This is a genomic window from Uliginosibacterium gangwonense DSM 18521 (assembly GCF_000373965.1).
Lineage (GTDB): Bacteria > Pseudomonadota > Gammaproteobacteria > Burkholderiales > Rhodocyclaceae > Uliginosibacterium > Uliginosibacterium gangwonense.
Genome location: NZ_KB892865.1, coordinates 105817 through 123234, shown reverse-complemented (window position 1 = coordinate 123234; position 17418 = coordinate 105817). Strand labels below are relative to the sequence as shown.

The 17418-nt window shown below is 57.1% G+C and carries 21 protein-coding genes and 1 tRNA gene; 9 read left to right on the top strand and 13 right to left on the bottom strand.

Annotated features, from left to right (window positions below):
* Positions 1–97: 97 nt before the first annotated feature.
* A complete protein-coding gene (locus B145_RS26370; protein ID WP_018609602.1) occupies positions 98–841 on the top strand; it encodes a rhamnogalacturonan acetylesterase in 744 nt (247 codons plus the stop codon).
* On the opposite strand, the gene B145_RS0119385 is transcribed toward B145_RS26370, so the two are convergent.
* A complete protein-coding gene (locus B145_RS0119385; RefSeq protein WP_018609600.1) occupies positions 842–1252 on the bottom strand; it encodes a lysozyme inhibitor LprI family protein in 411 nt (136 codons plus the stop codon).
* Between the two features lie 110 nt (positions 1253–1362).
* On the opposite strand from B145_RS0119385, the gene B145_RS0119380 reads away from it, so the two are divergent.
* Together B145_RS0119380 and B145_RS0119375 are read left to right on the top strand one after the other, a co-directional pair.
* Positions 1363–1944 carry a chromate transporter gene (locus tag B145_RS0119380; protein WP_018609597.1) on the top strand — a complete coding sequence of 194 codons (582 nt, stop codon included), beginning with the start codon at positions 1363–1365 and terminating at the stop codon, positions 1942–1944.
* On the top strand, positions 1941–2465 hold the full coding sequence (locus tag B145_RS0119375) for a chromate transporter (protein ID WP_018609595.1): 525 nt from the start codon (positions 1941–1943) through the stop codon (positions 2463–2465). Before B145_RS0119380 ends, B145_RS0119375 begins: the two co-directional genes overlap by 4 nt.
* A gap of 51 nt (positions 2466–2516) precedes the next feature.
* Here the strand turns inward: B145_RS0119375 and B145_RS0119370 are convergent, their stop codons facing one another.
* Positions 2517–4175, bottom strand: coding sequence for a tannase/feruloyl esterase family alpha/beta hydrolase (locus B145_RS0119370; protein ID WP_018609594.1), 1659 nt, complete (start codon positions 4173–4175; stop codon positions 2517–2519).
* A gap of 51 nt (positions 4176–4226) precedes the next feature.
* Positions 4227–4742, bottom strand: a complete 516-nt coding sequence (locus B145_RS0119365) for a phenolic acid decarboxylase (protein ID WP_018609593.1) — start codon at positions 4740–4742, stop codon at positions 4227–4229.
* Positions 4743–4859: 117 nt separating this feature from the next.
* On the opposite strand from B145_RS0119365, the gene B145_RS0119360 reads away from it, so the two are divergent.
* Positions 4860–5768: a LysR family transcriptional regulator gene (locus B145_RS0119360; protein WP_018609592.1), complete on the top strand. Its 909-nt coding sequence runs from the start codon at positions 4860–4862 to the stop codon at positions 5766–5768.
* Here B145_RS0119360 and B145_RS0119355 read toward each other — a convergent pair.
* Both B145_RS0119355 and uvrB read right to left on the bottom strand, forming a co-directional pair.
* Positions 5763–6083, bottom strand: coding sequence for a low molecular weight protein tyrosine phosphatase family protein (locus tag B145_RS0119355; protein ID WP_018609591.1), 321 nt, complete (start codon positions 6081–6083; stop codon positions 5763–5765). The genes B145_RS0119360 and B145_RS0119355 overlap by 6 nt on opposite strands.
* A 124-nt stretch (positions 6084–6207) precedes the next feature.
* On the bottom strand, positions 6208–8259 hold the full coding sequence (gene uvrB, locus B145_RS0119350; protein WP_018609590.1) for an excinuclease ABC subunit UvrB: 2052 nt from the start codon (positions 8257–8259) through the stop codon (positions 6208–6210).
* A 132-nt stretch (positions 8260–8391) separates the two neighbouring features.
* On the opposite strand from uvrB, the gene B145_RS0119345 reads away from it, so the two are divergent.
* The 3 genes from B145_RS0119345 to B145_RS0119335 all read left to right on the top strand — a co-directional run bounded on the left by B145_RS0119345 (position 8392) and on the right by B145_RS0119335 (position 11389).
* Positions 8392–9597 (top strand): amino acid aminotransferase, encoded by a 1206-nt coding sequence (locus tag B145_RS0119345; protein WP_018609589.1) that lies wholly within the window; start codon positions 8392–8394, stop codon positions 9595–9597.
* Positions 9598–9782: 185 nt separating this feature from the next.
* Positions 9783–10520: a nucleotidyltransferase domain-containing protein gene (locus B145_RS27755; protein ID WP_157288528.1), complete on the top strand. Its 738-nt coding sequence runs from the start codon at positions 9783–9785 to the stop codon at positions 10518–10520.
* Positions 10517–11389: a TIGR04222 domain-containing membrane protein gene (locus B145_RS0119335; RefSeq protein WP_018609587.1), complete on the top strand. Its 873-nt coding sequence runs from the start codon at positions 10517–10519 to the stop codon at positions 11387–11389. The genes B145_RS27755 and B145_RS0119335 overlap by 4 nt, the downstream gene beginning before the upstream one ends.
* Positions 11390–11409: 20 nt before the next feature.
* On the opposite strand, the gene B145_RS0119330 is transcribed toward B145_RS0119335, so the two are convergent.
* The 3 genes from B145_RS0119330 to B145_RS0119320 all read right to left on the bottom strand — a co-directional run bounded on the left by B145_RS0119330 (position 11410) and on the right by B145_RS0119320 (position 14180).
* Positions 11410–12468 (bottom strand): radical SAM/SPASM domain-containing protein, encoded by a 1059-nt coding sequence (locus tag B145_RS0119330; protein ID WP_018609586.1) that lies wholly within the window; start codon positions 12466–12468, stop codon positions 11410–11412.
* A gap of 11 nt (positions 12469–12479) precedes the next feature.
* A complete protein-coding gene (locus B145_RS0119325) occupies positions 12480–12866 on the bottom strand; it encodes a thioredoxin family protein (RefSeq protein WP_026259303.1) in 387 nt (128 codons plus the stop codon).
* A 111-nt stretch (positions 12867–12977) separates the two neighbouring features.
* The gene (locus B145_RS0119320; RefSeq protein WP_083917821.1) at positions 12978–14180 is read right to left on the bottom strand and encodes an AsmA family protein; all 1203 of its coding nucleotides are present in this window, start codon (positions 14178–14180) and stop codon (positions 12978–12980) included.
* A gap of 135 nt (positions 14181–14315) precedes the next feature.
* Here B145_RS0119320 and B145_RS0119315 point away from each other — a divergent pair.
* Positions 14316–14391: transfer RNA gene (locus B145_RS0119315), tRNA-Asn, on the top strand.
* Between the two features lie 368 nt (positions 14392–14759).
* Here B145_RS0119315 and B145_RS29680 read toward each other — a convergent pair.
* Positions 14760–14921, bottom strand: a complete 162-nt coding sequence (locus B145_RS29680; RefSeq protein WP_018609583.1) for an ATP-binding protein — start codon at positions 14919–14921, stop codon at positions 14760–14762.
* Between B145_RS29680 and B145_RS28830 the strand changes: the two genes are divergently transcribed.
* The gene (locus B145_RS28830; protein ID WP_157288527.1) at positions 14860–15069 is read left to right on the top strand and encodes a hypothetical protein; all 210 of its coding nucleotides are present in this window, start codon (positions 14860–14862) and stop codon (positions 15067–15069) included. The genes B145_RS29680 and B145_RS28830 overlap by 62 nt on opposite strands.
* Positions 15070–15463: 394 nt before the next feature.
* On the opposite strand, the gene B145_RS0119300 is transcribed toward B145_RS28830, so the two are convergent.
* The 4 genes from B145_RS0119300 to B145_RS0119295 all read right to left on the bottom strand — a co-directional run bounded on the left by B145_RS0119300 (position 15464) and on the right by B145_RS0119295 (position 17012).
* Complete coding sequence (locus tag B145_RS0119300; RefSeq protein ID WP_245541891.1) at positions 15464–15745, bottom strand: hypothetical protein; 282 nt, start codon at positions 15743–15745, stop codon at positions 15464–15466.
* 105 nt (positions 15746–15850) lie between these two features.
* Complete coding sequence (locus B145_RS28825) at positions 15851–16027, bottom strand: hypothetical protein (protein WP_157288526.1); 177 nt, start codon at positions 16025–16027, stop codon at positions 15851–15853.
* Between the two features lie 295 nt (positions 16028–16322).
* The gene (gene infA, locus B145_RS28250; RefSeq protein ID WP_083917820.1) at positions 16323–16580 is read right to left on the bottom strand and encodes a translation initiation factor IF-1; all 258 of its coding nucleotides are present in this window, start codon (positions 16578–16580) and stop codon (positions 16323–16325) included.
* Positions 16581–16808: 228 nt separating this feature from the next.
* Positions 16809–17012, bottom strand: coding sequence for a cold-shock protein (locus B145_RS0119295; protein WP_018609580.1), 204 nt, complete (start codon positions 17010–17012; stop codon positions 16809–16811).
* Between the last annotated feature and the right edge of the window lie 406 nt (positions 17013–17418).

The following is a 17418-nucleotide window of genomic DNA, read 5'->3' as shown; positions in this document are numbered from 1 at the left end:
TTTGGGTGAGCCAGAGGCAAGACCGCAATGGCGATCAAGCTTCAATGCGCGAAGGGGGATACACTGGCGTACGGTTTATTTCGTGGAGTGTTGTTGCATGCTGAACCTGAAACGACTGATCGCCATGTGGGCGCCACTGGCCTTGTGCATGGCATGCGCCAGCCCCCCGGCTGAAAAACCGGGTGTGCGTGTGACCCTGGTGGGGGACTCGACTCAGACTGAGCGCCAGGGCTATGGAAGCGGCTTCTGTGCCAATCTGGACGCCCGTGTCGATTGCGTGAACCGGGCCAAAGGGGGCGCCAGCACCAAGACTTATCGCCAAGAAGGGCTGTGGGAGAGGGCGCAAACGCCAAAGCCCGATTGGATGTTGATCCAGTTTGGCCACAACGATGTGCAAAGCAAGGCTCACGCAGACCGAGAAACCGATCTGGCGACCGAGTATCCGGCCAATTTACGCCGTTACGTGAGTGAGGCCCGTGCCGCAGGCATCAAGCCGATCCTGGTGACGCCGATTGCCCGACGGTATTTTGAAGCGGATGGCAAGATTCATGACGATCTCATGGGGCATGTGGCAGCCATGAAAGCGGTGGCTGCCGAGATGAATGTTCCGCTGATCGACCTGCACCAGATCAGCCAGGATTACTTTGAGAAGTTGGGTGAGACTGAAGCCAACAAGCTGGGGGCCACCAAGAAAGACATGAATGGCCAGACCATCCCGGACAAGACTCACTTCAATCTTGATGGATCGTATGCGCTTGGGCGCCTGGTGGCTGAAGCCATGGGGCGTGCTGTGCCAGCGTTGGCGGCTTACGTGAAGCCGACGCCTGCGCCCAAGCCCTGATCATTCACCTGGGGTCGGGCAGCTCAGATCGCCGTCCTTGCAGTCAGCCAGCGCCTTGATCTCTTCAAGGCGCTGGTGGGTGCGCCGGGTTATGCATTGCGCGTAGATCATGGGGCGTACCGATCCACCTTCCACCCCGGAGGAGTCGTAATCGCAGGCCAGATCCCGGTATTTGATCCAGGCCAGTTGCACCGTTTTCAACTGCTCTTTCTGCTTGGCACTCAGGCGCGCGCGATAGGCGTTGTAGGCTGCATTCAGGGCCTGGTCTTCATGCTTCAGATCACGGTATGCGCATTCGTTCATGTCACCCTGGGTCATGGCATTATTACAGTCCAGGGTGTCCGCTGCATGGGCGGCGGGTATTCCCAAGCCGATTGACAGCACTATGAGCGAGATGCTGGTTATTTTCATTGTTTGAAATTCCTGTATGCGTGTCTGTGTGGTGCATGCCGTGCACCAAAGCAACAATTTCACCATTAAGAATACTATAGGTTTCTCTGCTGCAACGTAGAATTGCGGGCATGGATACCAACGAATCATCTTCGCCCAGCCTTATCGTACCCAGCCTGCTCGGTTTGTTTACGGGCTTTTTCCGTATCGGCATCAGTAGCTTCGGCGGGGCTTTGCCCCACGCCCGGCGCATTCTGGTCGAGCAGCTGCAATGGGTGAGCGAGCAGGAGTTCCTCGAACTGCTTGGCCTGGGGCAATGTCTGCCGGGGCCGAACGTGGGGAATCTGAGCATTGTATTGGGGGCTCGTTTCCATGGCTGGCGTGGCGCACTGGCGGCAATCCTGGGCTTGCTCTTTGCCCCTCTCATCATTGCCCTGAGCCTGGCCACGTTATATGGGCATATGGCCCATTCGGCCCACCTGCAACATGCCTTGAGTGCCATGGCTGCGGGTGCGGCAGGTTTGATGTTGGCAATGGGGCTGAAGCTGGCCAGCCGCTTGCGCAAAAGTCCGCGATGGGCGCCCGCCGTGGCGCTTGTGACCCTGCTTGCGATCTGGTGGCTGCGCCTGCCTTTGCTCTGGATACTGTTGGTGCTGGGGCCGGTTTCCGTGGCGCTGGCGTGGTACTCGATCTACAAGGAGAAAGCGCGATGAATCGCCCAGGCTTGTGGGAATTGTTCTGGCGTTTTGCTCTGTATTCCCTGATGGCAGTGGGCGGGGCCAGCTCACTGCTGCCGGAAATCCATCGTCAGGTGGTGGATGTCGGTCATTGGATGAATGGTGCAGAATTTGCCTCGCTGTTTGCGATTGGGCAGGTTGCACCTGGGCCTAATGTGTTGATCGTCAGCCTGATCGGCTGGAAGGTGGCGGGTATACCGGGCGCATTGGTCTGCACTGTAGGCATCTGTTTGCCATCTTCCCTGCTGGCGTTTCAGGCTGGCAAGCTATGGTATCGCTTTGCTGATTCGCCTTGGCGTAAGGCTTTGGAAATGGCGCTGGCCCCGATTACCGTTGGCTTGGTGTTGGGCAGTAGCGGGGTGCTGGCAAGCCTGAATGGTCAAGAATGGCTACTATATGCCATTACAATTGCCACGGCGGCGACCAGCTACTTTTTGCGCTTTAATCCCCTGTGGTGGTTGGCCGCTGCTGCGGTGCTGGGGATTGTTTTTTTGTGATGCAATCCTCTGGCTGCGCAAGGCAGCCGGAGGATTCTCAGTCAGGCTATTTCAGGGCGCAACACAGCGATATGCGTTGATGCTATTTGCATCGCCACCCATATATTGTGCAGTTTGCGGGTAGGGGCATAGAGGCTGTTCTTTGCCGGGGAAGCGCTTGCCTTTGGCAGCCATGTAGGCCGGGGCCTGACCCTGCTCGACCCAGGCCTGAATGGCTGCCAAGGGATCAAAGTCCTCCAGCGCCGGGCCTTCGCCGCAGTGGGTCATGCCGGGCACCATGAAGAGTCGGGCCCATTGTTTGAGTTGGCTGGCATCACCCGCGTCAGTATTCTGCTGCACGGCCTCATACCAGCGCATGATGTCGTTGGCAGAAAACACCGGGTCCGACAGGCCATGAAATACCAGCAGCTTGCCACCACGCGCTTCAAACGTATTCAGATAGGTGGAGGTGGCATCGTTCAGGGCACCGATTTCGGCGATCCTGCCCATGTCTTTGTCAAAATCGAATTTCAGTGTGTCGAAACCTTTGACCGGTGGCGTCATATAGTATTCGGAGAGCGAACCCGAACCCAGCACCACATTCCGCGCATCAGGTTTGGCTCCGTCAGCGGAGGAACCCAGCTTCCAGGCCCGCCAGCCTGTGGAGGAAATGCCTGCGTCGTAAGGCCAGCTGCTGTAGAGTGCATCGCCACGGCTGTCATGGGCGCCGTCAAAGATTTTTTTCAGCACGGCAACCTGCTGCTGTTGCAGGCAATCGGAAGTCCGTCCGGCCTTACATTGCAGCACTTCGGGCTTGAAGTGGCAGGCGTGATAGTTGTTGATCAGCCCGTCTTCAATGCCATCGAGCTTATCACAGGCCTTGAGGACGGCCTTGCTGACCAAGGCAAGATCAGCCTCGGAAAATGCCTGGGCTAATACGGGTAGGCCTTTGGCATCCTTGGGGGCGATGCTCATGAAGGCTTGGGTATCCCAGGCTTCGGCAACGGCTGCGCGGCTCAAGTGGAAACCGGCATTGCCCGCTACTACGCCATCGAATTCGGTAGGGTAGCGCTGGGCGGCCAGCATGGCTTCACGCCCGCCGTTGGAACAACCCATGAAATACGAATGCTTGGGGGCTGCGACATAATAACTGTTGATCAGGCGTTTGGCCTGTGTGGTGACTTTGCCGATCGCAGCATAGGCGTAATCCAGGCGTGCTTGCTGATCGTGTGCAAATTCCGGTCCCAGCCCTTGGTGGCCGCCATCCATCGAAACCACGGCATAGCCACGCGTAAGCGCAGGGTTGGCGGTGGCGCCCCGCACGGGGATCTTGCCGAGCGCTGGTGCCAGGAACCCATCCAGACCGCCGCCGCCCTGGAAGATGAAGCGCCCTTGCCAATCGTCTGGCATACGCAGCTCGAAGTTGATGCCATAGGGCTTTCCGTCGGCCCCGGTACGCGCTTCAATGATCCCCTGGACCCGGCAATGTGCGGGCAGGGCTGAATTGCCCCCGCTGGCCCCTGTCAGCGCGCTCTGGGCATCCTGTGCCCCCTGGCCGCTGGCAAGGTATTCAGCCACGTCGATCCTGACGTTGGGCGCACTGGCTGAGAGCAGAGCTGCACAGGCTTCCTGAGGCTTTGCAGAGGCGGCTTGGGCGGCATAGCATGCCAGCGCTGCAAGTGTGCCCAGGGCTGCGCGCTGCACGGCGTGGCGTGATGATAGATGCGTCATGAATTGTCTCCTGTGAAGGGGAATCCCTCCTCTTTGGCAAGCCTTGCAGATTTAGGTTTTGTTGGCAAGATTACGCGGGAAATCGGCGGGTAGTTCGCTGGCCGGGCAGTTGATGATGCTATCGTCGTTTTGTGCACAGGTGCGCACGAAGGTAATGGTAGCAAACTCATCAATTACCTCGGTCGGGTAGACCGGGCCTGCTTCACGGTAAGCTTCCATTTGTGGAATATGTTCATTCTGGAAGCACACTGTTTTCTTCGGGTCGTTGATGACCCAACGCGGGAAGAAGATGGTGCCGTGGTAGATCATGTCCTGCAAGTTGGCGATCAGGCTGACATCCGTACCGGTGGGTTCGGTCCAGGAAATCTTGTAGATTTCTGCACCCACGCGGGCGATGAACACGCGCTGGTCCTTCACCCAGCGGTTGGCCACGATGCCACTGTGGATGCGGTAATCGATGGTGTGATCGTTCTTGATGTAGATCTCGTAATTCCAGCCATTGTCATAGGTGTAGACGAGGTGTTTGCCCACAAAACCGCTCAGATCGTGCTTGTCGAAACCAGCCATGAAAATCTCCAATAAAAAGAAGGTCTGGCTTGAATAATATAAGATATTTTTAGATAAAATGCGGCTAGTTTTGGATGAAAAACATCTGTTTTTCTGATTAATTAAGGTGCTCCAACAATGCCTAGCGAACTCCCTGCCACCACGTTTGAACAATGGTTTGTGCTGCAAACAGTTGTGGATGAAGGCAGTTTTACCCGTGCCGCCGAGCGCCTGAATCGCAGCCAGTCTGCGGTGAGTTACGCGCTCAATGCCTTGCAGGAACGCTTGGGGATGGAGTTACTCCAGATCGTTGGGCGCAAGGCGGAGCTTACCGAAGCGGGGCGCCTGATGTTGGCGCAGGCACAGCCGCTGTTAGCCAGTTTCCGCCAACTGGAATTTCGGGCCCACGGGCTGAAGGCAGGGGTGCGTGCGAATCTGGCCTTGATTGTTGATACCGTCTTTCCCAAAAGTGTGCTGTTTGCTGCGCTCAGGGCGTTTCAGCAGGCCTATCCGCAGGTGCAGGTTCATGTCACCGAGGTGCTGCGCACCGAGAGTGAGCAGTTGTTAGCCCAGCAGGAGGCGGACCTCTATATTGTGGCGCTGAAGCAGGAGGCTGCACGCATGGGGAATTTCCTGATGAACATGGATTTTGTTGCGGTCGCCCACCCGGATCATCCCCTGCATGGCCTTGAGGGGCCGCTCACCGCTGCGCAACTGGAGCAATACCCCCTGGTGGCCATGGCGGATCGTGCCCAGCAACGCACAGAAATGCGTCATAAACGGGCGCTGTGGTCTTTTACGACCATTGAGGCCGCTATCGAGGCTGTTTGTCATGGCGTGGGCTATGGCTGGTTGCCCTTGGCACGCATAGAATCCTTGTTGGCGCGAGGTGAGCTTAAGCGCCTGCCAATGGCTGCTCAGCAGGTGCGCCAGACGCCGCTCTACCTGATTTTTGGGAGCGAAACCCTGTGCTATGACCAGACGGTGACGGCCTTGGCGGATGTCATCCGGCAACTGGTGAGCAGGCCGGGTGGGCGAATTCTATAGTTTGGGCGTGATGCGGGCTTTGAGCAGCCCGATCAGCGCCGGGTCCATGTAGGTGTAATCGTATGGAATATCCAGGCAGATCACGCGCTGGCCGTGCAATGCGTGTTTGAACTGCTTGTTGAGCCTGCTGCGCTGGGCTTTTTCCATCACGAAGATAAGATCCGCCCAGGCCACCCGCTCACTCGTCAAGGGATTGTCTGCATCGTGACTGAGCCCGGCAGAGTTGCAGACGATGCAGGGATGATCGGCGAAGATTTGCTCTGCTGTAGGGCTGCGCCAGCGGTTTTTACCGCATACGAAGAGTACCTTTTTCATGTGCAGGGCTTAGAAGTTGTAACAAAATGGAGTGCAACGGTTCTGGCTAGGCGCGCCAACGCAGACAGTACAAGTAGTACGGCAAGGCGGCGTAACAACGCCAGAACCATTTTGTTACGGCTTCTTAATGGTGGTCCGCCCCGAAAGCGCGCTGGCGCAGCTTGAAAAGTTCATCGCGTGCAGCGGCAGCTTTTTCGAACTCCAGGTTTTTGGCATATTCCTGCATATCCTTTTCCAGTTGCTTGATGGTGCGGGCCAGGGCCTTTTCGTCCATCAGGGCGTAATCCTTGCCCGGTTCGGTGGCGACACGGCCCAGGCGTGGATTGGCATCATCCTGATAGACGCCATCGATGATGTCCTTGATGCGTTTGTGCACCGATTTCGGAGTGATGCCATTGGCTTCATTGAAGGCAATCTGCTTGTTACGGCGCCGTTCGGTTTCATCCATGGCGGCGCGCATAGAATCCGTGATGCGGTCGGCATATAGAATGGCAGTGCCATGCAGGTGGCGGGCGGCACGTCCTATGGTCTGGATCAGTGAGCGTACCGAACGCAGGAAGCCTTCCTTGTCCGCGTCCAGAATGGCGACCAGCGAGACCTCCGGGATGTCCAGCCCCTCGCGCAGCAGGTTGATGCCGATGAGCACATCGAATTCGCCCAGGCGCAGGTCGCGGATGATTTCCACGCGCTCCACCGTATCGATGTCGCTATGCAGATAGCGTGCGCGGATGCCGTTCTCCACTAGGTAATTGGTGAGGTCCTCGGCCATGCGCTTGGTGAGCACGGTGACCAGGATGCGCTCCTGCACCGCGATGCGCTTGCGGATTTCCATGAGCACGTCATCCACCTGGGTGATGGCCGGCCGGACATCTACAATCGGGTCGACCAAGCCTGTGGGGCGCACTACCTGTTCGACGACTTGGCCCTGATGTTGTTCCTCGTAGGTGGAAGGAGTGGCGGAGACGAACACGGTCTGCGGCATGAGGCGCTCAAACTCGTCGAATTTGAGCGGTCGATTGTCTGCTGCCGAGGGCAGGCGGAAACCGTATTCCACAAGGTTGAGCTTGCGTGCCTGATCACCCTTGAACATGCCACCGACCTGCGGGATGGCCACGTGGGATTCGTCGACAAACATCAGTGAATCCGGTGGCATATAGTCGATCAGCGTGGGCGGCGGGTCCCCCGGCATGCGCCCGGAGAGGTGGCGGGAATAGTTCTCGATGCCCTTGCAGAAGCCGAGTTCGGAGAGCATTTCCAGGTCGAAGCGGGTGCGCTGTTCGACGCGTTGGGCTTCAACGAGCTTGTTGTTGCGCTGGTAGAACTCGATGCGGTCGCGCAGCTCCTCTTTGATCGCCTCAATGGCCTTCATCACCGTGGCACGCGGGGTGACATAGTGGCTGGAGGGGAATACCGTGAAACGCCCGAGTTTTTGCTTGAGGTGGCCGGTGAGCGGGTCGAAGAGCGTGAGGTGTTCGATTTCATCGTCGAACAGCTCTACACGCAGCGCCAGCTCGGCACTTTCCGCAGGGAAAACGTCGATTACATCGCCACGCACGCGGAAGGTGCCACGCTGGAAGTCCACGTCGTTGCGTTCGTACTGCATGCCGACCAGGCGTTGCAGTACGTCGCGCTGGGCCATCTTCTCGCCTTCGCGCAGATGCAGGATCATGCTGTGGTAGTCGACCGGGTCACCGATCCCGTAGATGCAGGAGACGGTGGCGACGATCACCACATCGCGCCGCTCCAGCAGGCTCTTGGTGGCAGAAAGCCGCATCTGCTCAATGTGTTCATTGATCGAGGAATCCTTCTCGATGAATAGGTCGCGCGAGGGCACATAGGCTTCCGGCTGGTAGTAATCGTAGTAGGAGACGAAGTATTCGACCGCGTTTTCGGGGAAAAACTCGCGGAATTCGGCATAAAGCTGCGCAGCCAAGGTCTTGTTGGGTGCCAACACAATGGCCGGGCGGCCCATGCGGGCAATCACATTGGCCATGGTGTAGGTTTTACCCGAGCCGGTGACGCCCAGCAGGGTCTGGAACATCAGCCCGTCTTCGATCCCTTCGCTGAGCAGCTTGATTGCGGTCGGCTGATCCCCTGCGGGAGGGAAAGGTTGGTGCAGCCGGAAGGGGCTGCCCTCAAAGCAGACGATCTGGGGGGAAGATGCGGTGTCGTACATGCTAAAATTCCAATCTCGAAAGGTTTGGCAGCAAGGTCAACCGACTGAGCCAGCCAATCGTTGATTATTCCGCATTTCCTGTTTCACTGCGACAGCGGTGTAACGCATTTCTTCCCTAGCACTGGAGCACTCATGAGTTCGTCGATATTTGCTGCCGTCGAAATGGCCCCCCGCGATCCGATCCTGGGTCTGAATGAAGCTTTTGCTGCCGATACTCGCAGCACCAAAGTCAATCTGGGCGTTGGCGTGTACTTTACCGACGAAGGCAAGATTCCCCTGTTGGCCGCTGTGAAAACCGCCGAAAAGACCCGCCTGGAAGCTGCACCCGCCCGTGGCTATCAGCCGATCGAGGGTTTGGCTGCCTATAACAACGCAGTGGCTGCGTTGTTGTTCGGCAAGGATTCCGCGCTGATTGCCGAAGGCCGCACGTTGACGGTGGAAGCGCTGGGCGGTACGGGTGCGCTGAAAGTGGGGGCAGATTACCTCAAGCGCCTGTTGCCCGCTGCCAAGGTCTATATCTCTGACCCGAGCTGGGAAAACCACCGTGCGTTGTTTGAGTCTGCCGGTTTCGTGGTGGAAAACTACCCGTACTACGATCCGGCCACCCGTGGCGTGAACTTTGCTGCCATGAAGAGCTTCCTGGCTGCCCTGCCAGCGGGTTCGATCATCATTCTGCATGCCTGCTGCCACAACCCGACCGGCGCTGATATGAGCGACGCGCAGTGGGCTGAAGTGGTTGCGGTGTGCAAGGAACGCGGCCTGATCCCCTTCCTGGATATGGCCTATCAGGGCTTTGCCGAAGGGATTGATGCGGATGCCGTGGCCGTGCGCGCCTTCGCCGCCTCGGGCCTGCAATTCTTCATCTCCAGTTCCTTCTCCAAGTCCTTCTCGCTGTATGGTGAGCGGGTGGGTGCGCTGACCATCGTCACCAGTGCCAAGGAAGAGTCGGCCCGCGTGATGTCGCAAGTCAAGCGCGTGGTGCGCACCAACTACTCCAACCCGCCGACCCATGGTGGCGCGGTGGTGGCGGCGGTGCTGGCCTCACCTGAATTGCGCAAGATGTGGGAAGACGAGCTGGCCGGGATGCGCGTGCGCATCCGTGAAATGCGCACTAGCCTTGTCGAGAAGCTGGCTGCCCGTGGCACAGCGCAGGACTTCGGCTTTGTGGTCAAGCAGCGTGGCATGTTCTCCTACACCGGCCTCACCGCCGCCCAAGTGGAGCGTTTGAAGACCGAGTTCGGTATTTATGCCGTGTCGACGGGCCGCATCTGCCTGGCCGCGCTCAATACCAAGAACATCGACTATGTGGCGGATGCGATTGCTGCCGTGCTGAAGTAATTTCGGTACCAGTTGTATCAAAAGGAAAGGGCCGCTAGGCCCTTTTTTGTTGCCTGCCGTTTGGCGCCTGTCTGCCAGACAGCCGCGCTCACCCGATCTGCGTAAGCAGGATCGTCATGCTTTGTCCCGTATGATAGTGGGGAGAAAGAAACACACTAATAATCATGACCGATAAGGGGGTAAGCATGGTGATTGTGGAAACCAGCACGCTCAATGCAGTGTTGGACGAATTTGTGCAGGAAGCCCAACGTGCGTTTGGCGAGGATCTGCTGTCCGTCATCCTGTTCGGCTCGGCGGCAGAGGGCCGCATGCGCCAGCAGTCGGATGTTAACCTGATCGTGTATCTGGCCGATTTCGAGCAAGCCCGCGTGGATGAATTCCGTTCCGCGTTGCGGGTATGCCACTCCGCGATCCGCGCTTCAGTCATGTTCCTGTTGCGCGATGAACTGCCTGAAGCAGCGCGTCTGTTTGCGGTGAAATTCAATGACATCAAGGCTCGCCACCGTATGCTGTGGGGCAATGATCCTTTTGCTTCCCTGGTGATCGACAAGGCCGAGCTGCGCCGCCGTACCCGTGAGGTGCTGCTCAACCTGAGTATCCGGCTACGCGAGCGGTATGCCATGCTCAGCCTGCGTGAAGAGCAACTGGGGCCCGTGATTTCGGAAGCCGCCTCGCCTCTGCGCTCTGCCGCCTTGGCCTTGCTGGATCTGCAGGGTGAGACTGTGGACATGAGCCCCCGCGATGCCTTGATCAAGGTGGCTCAAGCCTCGCAAAACCCCGGGTTTGTGAGCGCAGTGGAGGTTCTTTCGCAAGTACGTGAGCAGCAATCGTTGGAAGTGGGGCAAGGCAGCCGTGTGCTGCTGCAACTTTCAGCCTTGGCTGCCTATCTGTTGGCAAGCCTGAATGCTGCGGAGGCGTTATGAGTGGGCCGGTTTTTCTCCTGCTCTACGCGGTCATTGGGTTCTTGGCCAACAAATGGGCCGCTTTCCAGATTCGCGCGGCTGAGCAAAAACCTATCCGCTCCGTGCGTTTTGCCGAAGACCCGTATCGGGTTGCTGCCTTGCGTGCGGGTGCAGAGGAAGCCATTCGCGTTGCCGTGTTTTCCCTGGTCGACCGTAGTCTGCTCAGCGAGAATGCAGGCACGGTCAAAACCAATCTCAAACTGGCTGCCAATGCCCGCCGTGCCTTGGAGCAGGCGATTTTGGCCGCATGCAGTTCGGATTGGAAAAATTTGGCGCAGCTTCAGCAGGATTCCCAGGTCATGGCGGCGGCCCATGTCTATGAGCGCGAGCTTGAAACGCTTGGCATGATTTGTAGTGACGATGTGCGTAGCGTGCGTCGGCGTATCATCCGTCCGCTGTTCTGGGGGCTGTTGATCCTGGCGGGTGCGCGGATTTACTACGCTTGGAACCACGGGCACCACAACATCTGGTTCCTGGTGATCCTGGCCGTGATCTCCGTGCTGTTTCTGTGCGGCAAAGTCTCTCCGCGCTTAACTGCGCACGGTAGCGCCACGCTCGAACAGCTCACGCGCAATCTGCGTTCGCTGCGTGACCATGCTCACCGCCTGCAATTTGGCGGCGCCAATACCGACGCCGTGCTGCTGGCGGCACTGTTCGGCCTGGAGCTGTTGCCCGGCAATGCATTCGCGTTCCGGGATCGCCTGTTTCCACGCTATGTGGGTTCTGGTAGCGATGGAGGTGGCGGCGGGGGGGATTCCGGTGGAGGTGACTCTGGCGGCGGCGGGTGCGGCGGGGGATGTGGTGGCGGTTGCGGAGGCTGTGGCGGCTGATTTCAATACGCTTGGTGGGGTTATACCGCTTTGATTGGAACCCACGCTTTGCCTGCGGTGCCCGGCTGAGCCAGCGTGCAGCCTGGGTCAGCCTGATCCAGTCGCCCCGTTGCAGCCCAGCTTAAACACCTGAGCCCACCTTGGCAACGTTGGGCAAAGCCACATTGTTCGCAGCCTTCGTATTGCCTTGGTGTACGGATGTCTTGTAGGGGAGCGCCGTAATACAGCTCGTGGAGGCGGTGCTGGTACACGTTCCCCACTGGTATGGGCAGGCGGCGGCAGGGGTAAAGGGTGCCATCAGGCATGACGGTGATGAGAGATTCGCCTGCCGTGCAGCGGTAGATGCTATCGCCCCCTTCCAGAAACTGCAGGGCACGATGCAGTGGAATCTGGGTTGTGCTTTTGGCGGGCAAGGCTGCACGCGCCTGGGCCATGAGCAGCAGATATTCTTCTGTTTGCGCCGGTGTGAGCATCAGGGCTGTGGCACCCGGGCCAGAAGGGGGGATGACCCGGTCTGACCAGACCTTGTGGACGCCTAATTCATGCCCAAGGCGCGCAACGGCAGGGAACTCCTGGTAATTGTCCGGTTGTGCAGTGAAGGAGATCAATACACGAACGCCCTCGGCGCAGAGTGCCCGGATACCAGCAACGGCCTTGGCGTGGCTGCCTTCACCACGAATCCTGTCGTGGGTGGCGGGGATGCCATCCAGGCTGATCTGCACAAAGCTGGGGTTCCAGTGGCGCAATTGCCGCGCCATGGCACGATAAATCAGGGTACCATTGCTCAGAATCCCAAAGCTCAGGGACTTGCGATGCCGGGCAAATGTGTCGAGCAGGGCAGGGAAGTCCCGCAGGGCAAAGGGTTCGCCCCCTGTAACGTTGATATGCCCAGGGATGCGTGGCGCCTGCCTATCTCCGCCAAGAAAATCCAGGTAGTCGTCCAGGAGCTGCAGCCAGTGTTCGAGACCGGGTTCCTGTGCCTCAAACGATTCCTGATAGCAATGGGTACAGCGGAGATTGCAGGCATCCGAAAGGTGCCATTGCAAGAGCAGGTTTGAAGGGCGGTAGCGTTGGTCCACACGCCTGCCTGCTATCTGGCCAGACGGCTACGCACATCCGCCACACCCTGCAAGGCACGGCGATCCGCATTGGCTTGGGCGTAGGCGGCCGCCTCCTCCGTGCTTTGTTCCGCGTAGGTGGAGATCAGGCGTTCCAGCAAGGGCAGTTGCGGCAACATCGGGCCGTAGAAAAGCACACTGGTGCCATGTTGAATGACCAGGGTGGGGAAATTTTCGACATCCAGGTCTTCAACCACCTCGGATTCATCCTCCACATCCACCCAGGCGAATTCCACTGCGGGGAAGCGTGTCTTCAGAGCCTCAAATCCCGGCCGGTATTCACGACATGTACCGCACCACTGGGCACACAGACAGGCTACGAACAGACCACGCAATGCAACTTCCCCCGCAAACTGAATATTTAATCGCTCATCTTACTGCGAAGCCTCTGTGCGGGGGAAGTACACCTCAAGATCAAGATATACGCCACCGGCCGCAAGGCAATATGCTTGGGCCGGTGACAGACGGGTTTAGCGCCGCATTACAGGAGCAGAAGCTCTTCCACTGAGCGCGAAGCGGTTGGACAGGGTTTGCCCATCAGGCAGGCTGAGTGTGCCGGCGATGATCCCCGCCAGCACCCCATCCGGGGCGACTGTGAAATTGCCCGAACCTGTCAAAGCCCCATTGTGCAGCCCACCAAAACTCACACTGGCCTTGGCTCCTGTGCCGCCGGAGAATTTACCGGTGATCGATTCAAAGCGCGACATGCCGCTGCCGACAACACCTGGAGAGGCTTGGCGGATGCCTTCAAGCAGGCCGAAGTGGTCGATGCTTCCGCGCTTAAGGGTGTAGTTGCCTTCAATCTGAATGGGGGCACTCTTGAGCGCCGCCAGTGAATTTGCCTTGGCCTGGAGCTTGACGTTGGCGTTGAGTTCGCCGTCAATCACATGCCGTGGGTATAGGCGATCCAGAATGTCCTTGGCACGCAGGCTGCTGAATGCCAAATCCCCCGAGAGAACCGCTGAATCGGCTTCCGCCAGATTGATATTCAGGCTGCCGCTGATCGAGCCCCCATCGCCATTGGCGCCCAGTTTGGTGAGGTTGATACCCAGGTCGTCAATAGTGCCCTCGGCCACTACGCTATCAAATATAAATGCGGGCAAATTGGGCAGGGTCGTGCGCTCTGTTTGAATCGCCAGATGCAGGTTGCCCTTGTCAGGCGACAGGGTAACCAGAATCTTACCTTCAAGCTCGACCCGTACCTGGGTGAGCGTACCATCACCGCCAAAATCCATTTTGCCTTCAGGCAGCTCCAGTGTGGTGGCACCTACCTTGATCTTCATGCGGGAAAAATTCACATGGGTGATCTTGCGTGTAGAAGGCCCGTCTGAGGTTCCCATGCGGGCCAGGGCAGAAGGCGTCAGCACAACTTCATCCACATCGGCGCGCAAGCGGTTGGTCTTGAATTCTGTCAGCCAGGCATTCCAGTCTGGCTTGAGCCATACATGTGGAATATCCATAGGTTGGGTCGTCTGCAATTGCACCTTACGCAATTCGAGTGCAGGCCAGGGATTGAATACATATTCCTTGGCCTGGAAGCTGACGGGCAAACCCAGCCAGGAATAGGACTCCACTGCAGCGATTGCCAGCAGTGAGGCACAACACAAGGTGCTCGCCACTCCAAAGCGCAGCCCACGCGAGCTAGACATCCGGGCAAACAAGGCTATCGACATCGATTCATTCTCCAAGGCCTAGAAATAATCAGAGGCAGTCAGCCTGCCTGACAGAAGAAATGTACCCGAGTTTAAGTTTTCAGCAAAAAGCAGTTGACAGTCGGTCGGTCCTTATCTAGAATTCTTCTTCTCGATTCCCCGATAGCTCAGTCGGTAGAGCGCCGGACTGTTAATCCGTAGGTCCCTGGTTCGAGCCCAGGTCGGGGAGCCAAATTCCGAAGGCCCTGCAAGAAATTGCAGGGCCTTTTCGTTTGTCTGAAGGACTCTCTCAGTCCAATATATTCTCCACTGCGTAGCTGCGACTCCCCGCTGATTCGCGGCATCTGAATCTTCAGCTTGGCATGCACCGGGTGCATCTGCGTGCTCAAAACCCCTTCGTCCGGTCTCCGGGCTGTGCATCCTCGGCGGAGTCATCAGAGGCTACCGCATTCCTGCCCGCATTATCTGCGCTTGGACAGCGAAGGGCCATGCCTTCTATCAGGGCGAGGTTTTCTGCGCGAAGACCTGTTTCTTTGTCTCAGAACTGTCAATCAGCGTCCAATAGTTTCTAGGTAAAGCGCCCCAATTCTTTCTAGTTTTTCAGCCGCTCTTCGAGCCTTTCTTGCGCCGTTTGAGGAGGTCGGAATTATTCCCCGTTTCGAGGATGTCACAGTGATGAGTGATCTGGTCGAGCAAAGCGGTGGCCACGGTATCTGCCTGGGCCAAGAGCTGGAACGACAACTTCTTCCGCTGGAATGGCATGGAGGCGTACAACAAAGCCACCCACGAAGTGCTGCTCAAGCGTGTGGTGCATGAAGTCAAGCATGGCAATTTCTGGGGGATAACCGCGATCAACGATCCCATCTACATTGGAGCCTGCTCTGGCTATCAGAATGCTACCGGGTGTTGAAACCCGGCGCGCCGGTTTGCCTCTTCACCGACTGGTGCCAGTTGCCGACCACGACCGACGCCCTACAAGGCGCAGGGTTCATGTGGCGGGGGGGCTGTGTGGGACAAGACCGAAGGGGTATCAGTGGCTGGGCTGTGAGCTATCCGCAGAGTATGCCCAGGTGGCGCGGCAGCGGTTGGCGGCGTAGCGGGGGAGGGATGTAGATATGACAAAGCCGTCTGTGGGCCAATGCCAGTCAGTTAAGCTGAGTTGAAATGGGTTAAAAGGGAACGTGTTCAACGCGTTCCCTTTTTCTTTTGGCGAAACTCTCTGCGAGAAACCTTGAATGAGACGCTTGCGATCTGGGGCGTCTTGATCGCCCGCCCTCCGCCCCTCATTTGACCGCAGTAACGACTTATTCGGTAGGCGCAAATCCGTAGTACGAACCATAGGCCGAGGGATATGGAGCGTAAGCAGCAACCTTGATCGCATCCGCGAGCGTGACCTGGTTGGTTAGGCCATCCACTCCGCCTTTCTCGCCCAACCATCTTTCCTCAACCTCTTTGTCACTCAGACCTGTGAGATTTAGGTTTTCGTCAAGACACACCGAACGGTACTCAAAAGCCGTGTCATGGGCGATGAACAGGGTGTGAGGACAAGCCGTAATGCGAGTCTCGTCCTCCGGATCTGCACCCATGACCCGAGTACCGCAGAAGGGACAATGCACCGGAGTGTAATAAAAGGTCCTGAGTTCGGTTCGCTGGATAGCGTTGGTCATGAAATGCTCCTTTTTACTTGAGAGTTAGCGTGGACTAGGTTGATAGCGGCGAAGGTCGCCTAGGGACAAACCAGCCAATTCGCCTACCACGCGATTGATGTTCTGACCCAGCAGCCACCAGGCATTGCCGTAGGGAAGCACGGCTATGCCTGCTTCGATGCAAAGCTGATGAGCTCTTGCTCTTTGTAGTTCTATATTCATGTGATCTTTTAAGTATGTTGCCCGCCAATCGGTAATGTCCGATTCGGGCACCTCAGGGTCGGCGATACACGCCAGCCCAGAGGAAGGACAGGAACCGCACAGATGAGACGGCCGGAGAGAACGCCGAACAATCAGGCGATCTGTGTGTTGATTGCTTTTGCAAGCCGATAGGGGCGTAGCGAAGGATAAATGCACTTCCTAGCGCTCGGTCGATGCGTTGGCACGACGGGTGAGAATTCCGGCCATCACCGCTGGAGAGCATCTCCATTACAACCGGGCGGGATGAAGCCAGTAATTACGGTCGGCGATTGCGTGGCACAAAGGGAGTTCGTCCTTCGATGTGCCGAAAATTAATCCGACCCTTGCTCAGATCGTAAGGAGAAAGTTCCAACTGCACTTTGTCACCAGCGAGGATACGAATATGGTGCTTTCGCATCTTTCCAGCTGTATAGGCTACCAAACTGTGCCCATTTTCCAGTGTTACCCGAAACCGACTATCGGGCAGCACTTCCATCACAACACCATTCATTTCAAGTAATTCTTCTTTTGCCAATTTTATAAGCTCGGTAGATAGGAGCGCAGTCTCGCTGGATGACCGAAAAGATACGCGTCACGACGCAGGGACAGCTTTGCTGCGGCTCGATAGGGACACGAATGGAGATGCTGAAACGGGGCAGACATCAGCGACCCCGCTCAATTTTGAGTGCGTTCGTTAGCCCCATGGGATCTGCTTCAGACGATCAGACTATGGAACGCAATTGATAATGCAGCGAAGAAGCAATTACACCAAGCGAATGTTGGAAGCTTGCTGCCCCTTGGGACCGCGAGTGACTTCGAACTCTACTTGAGCACCCTCAGGCAGGGTTTTGAAACCATTGCTCTGAATCGCAGAAAAATGGGCGAAAAGATCATCAGAACCATCATCGGGAGTAATGAAACCGAAGCCTTTGCTATCGTTAAACCACTTCACTTTACCTGTTGCCATATATTCAAATCCTAAAAGTAAACGAGGAACCAGTCCCTCAAAGTTGGGACGAAAATCAAGGCGGCGGGAGAATCGGGAAAGGAAGATCGCTTAAGAAAGCGGCAGCAAGACCAGAAAAAACGGCAGAGACTTGAAAATCGCCTACTTACTATGCACGCAAACGGAGGGGGTGGCAAGAACTATCGCAAACACAGACCAACCAGACACGATGTACAAAGACGATAACATGGAAGTGGATTACCGTTTGCCCTATGGTCTTCAACCCATTTTAACGCGGACTTCGAATTTGTTTCAGTACGAAGGTTGGCCTAGAGTCGATCTCTGCCTTTCAGCGCGTCATCATCAAAAAGCCACCCACAGGCCAATGCCAGTAAGTTAATCCACTGACTGGCATTTTCTTGACGGG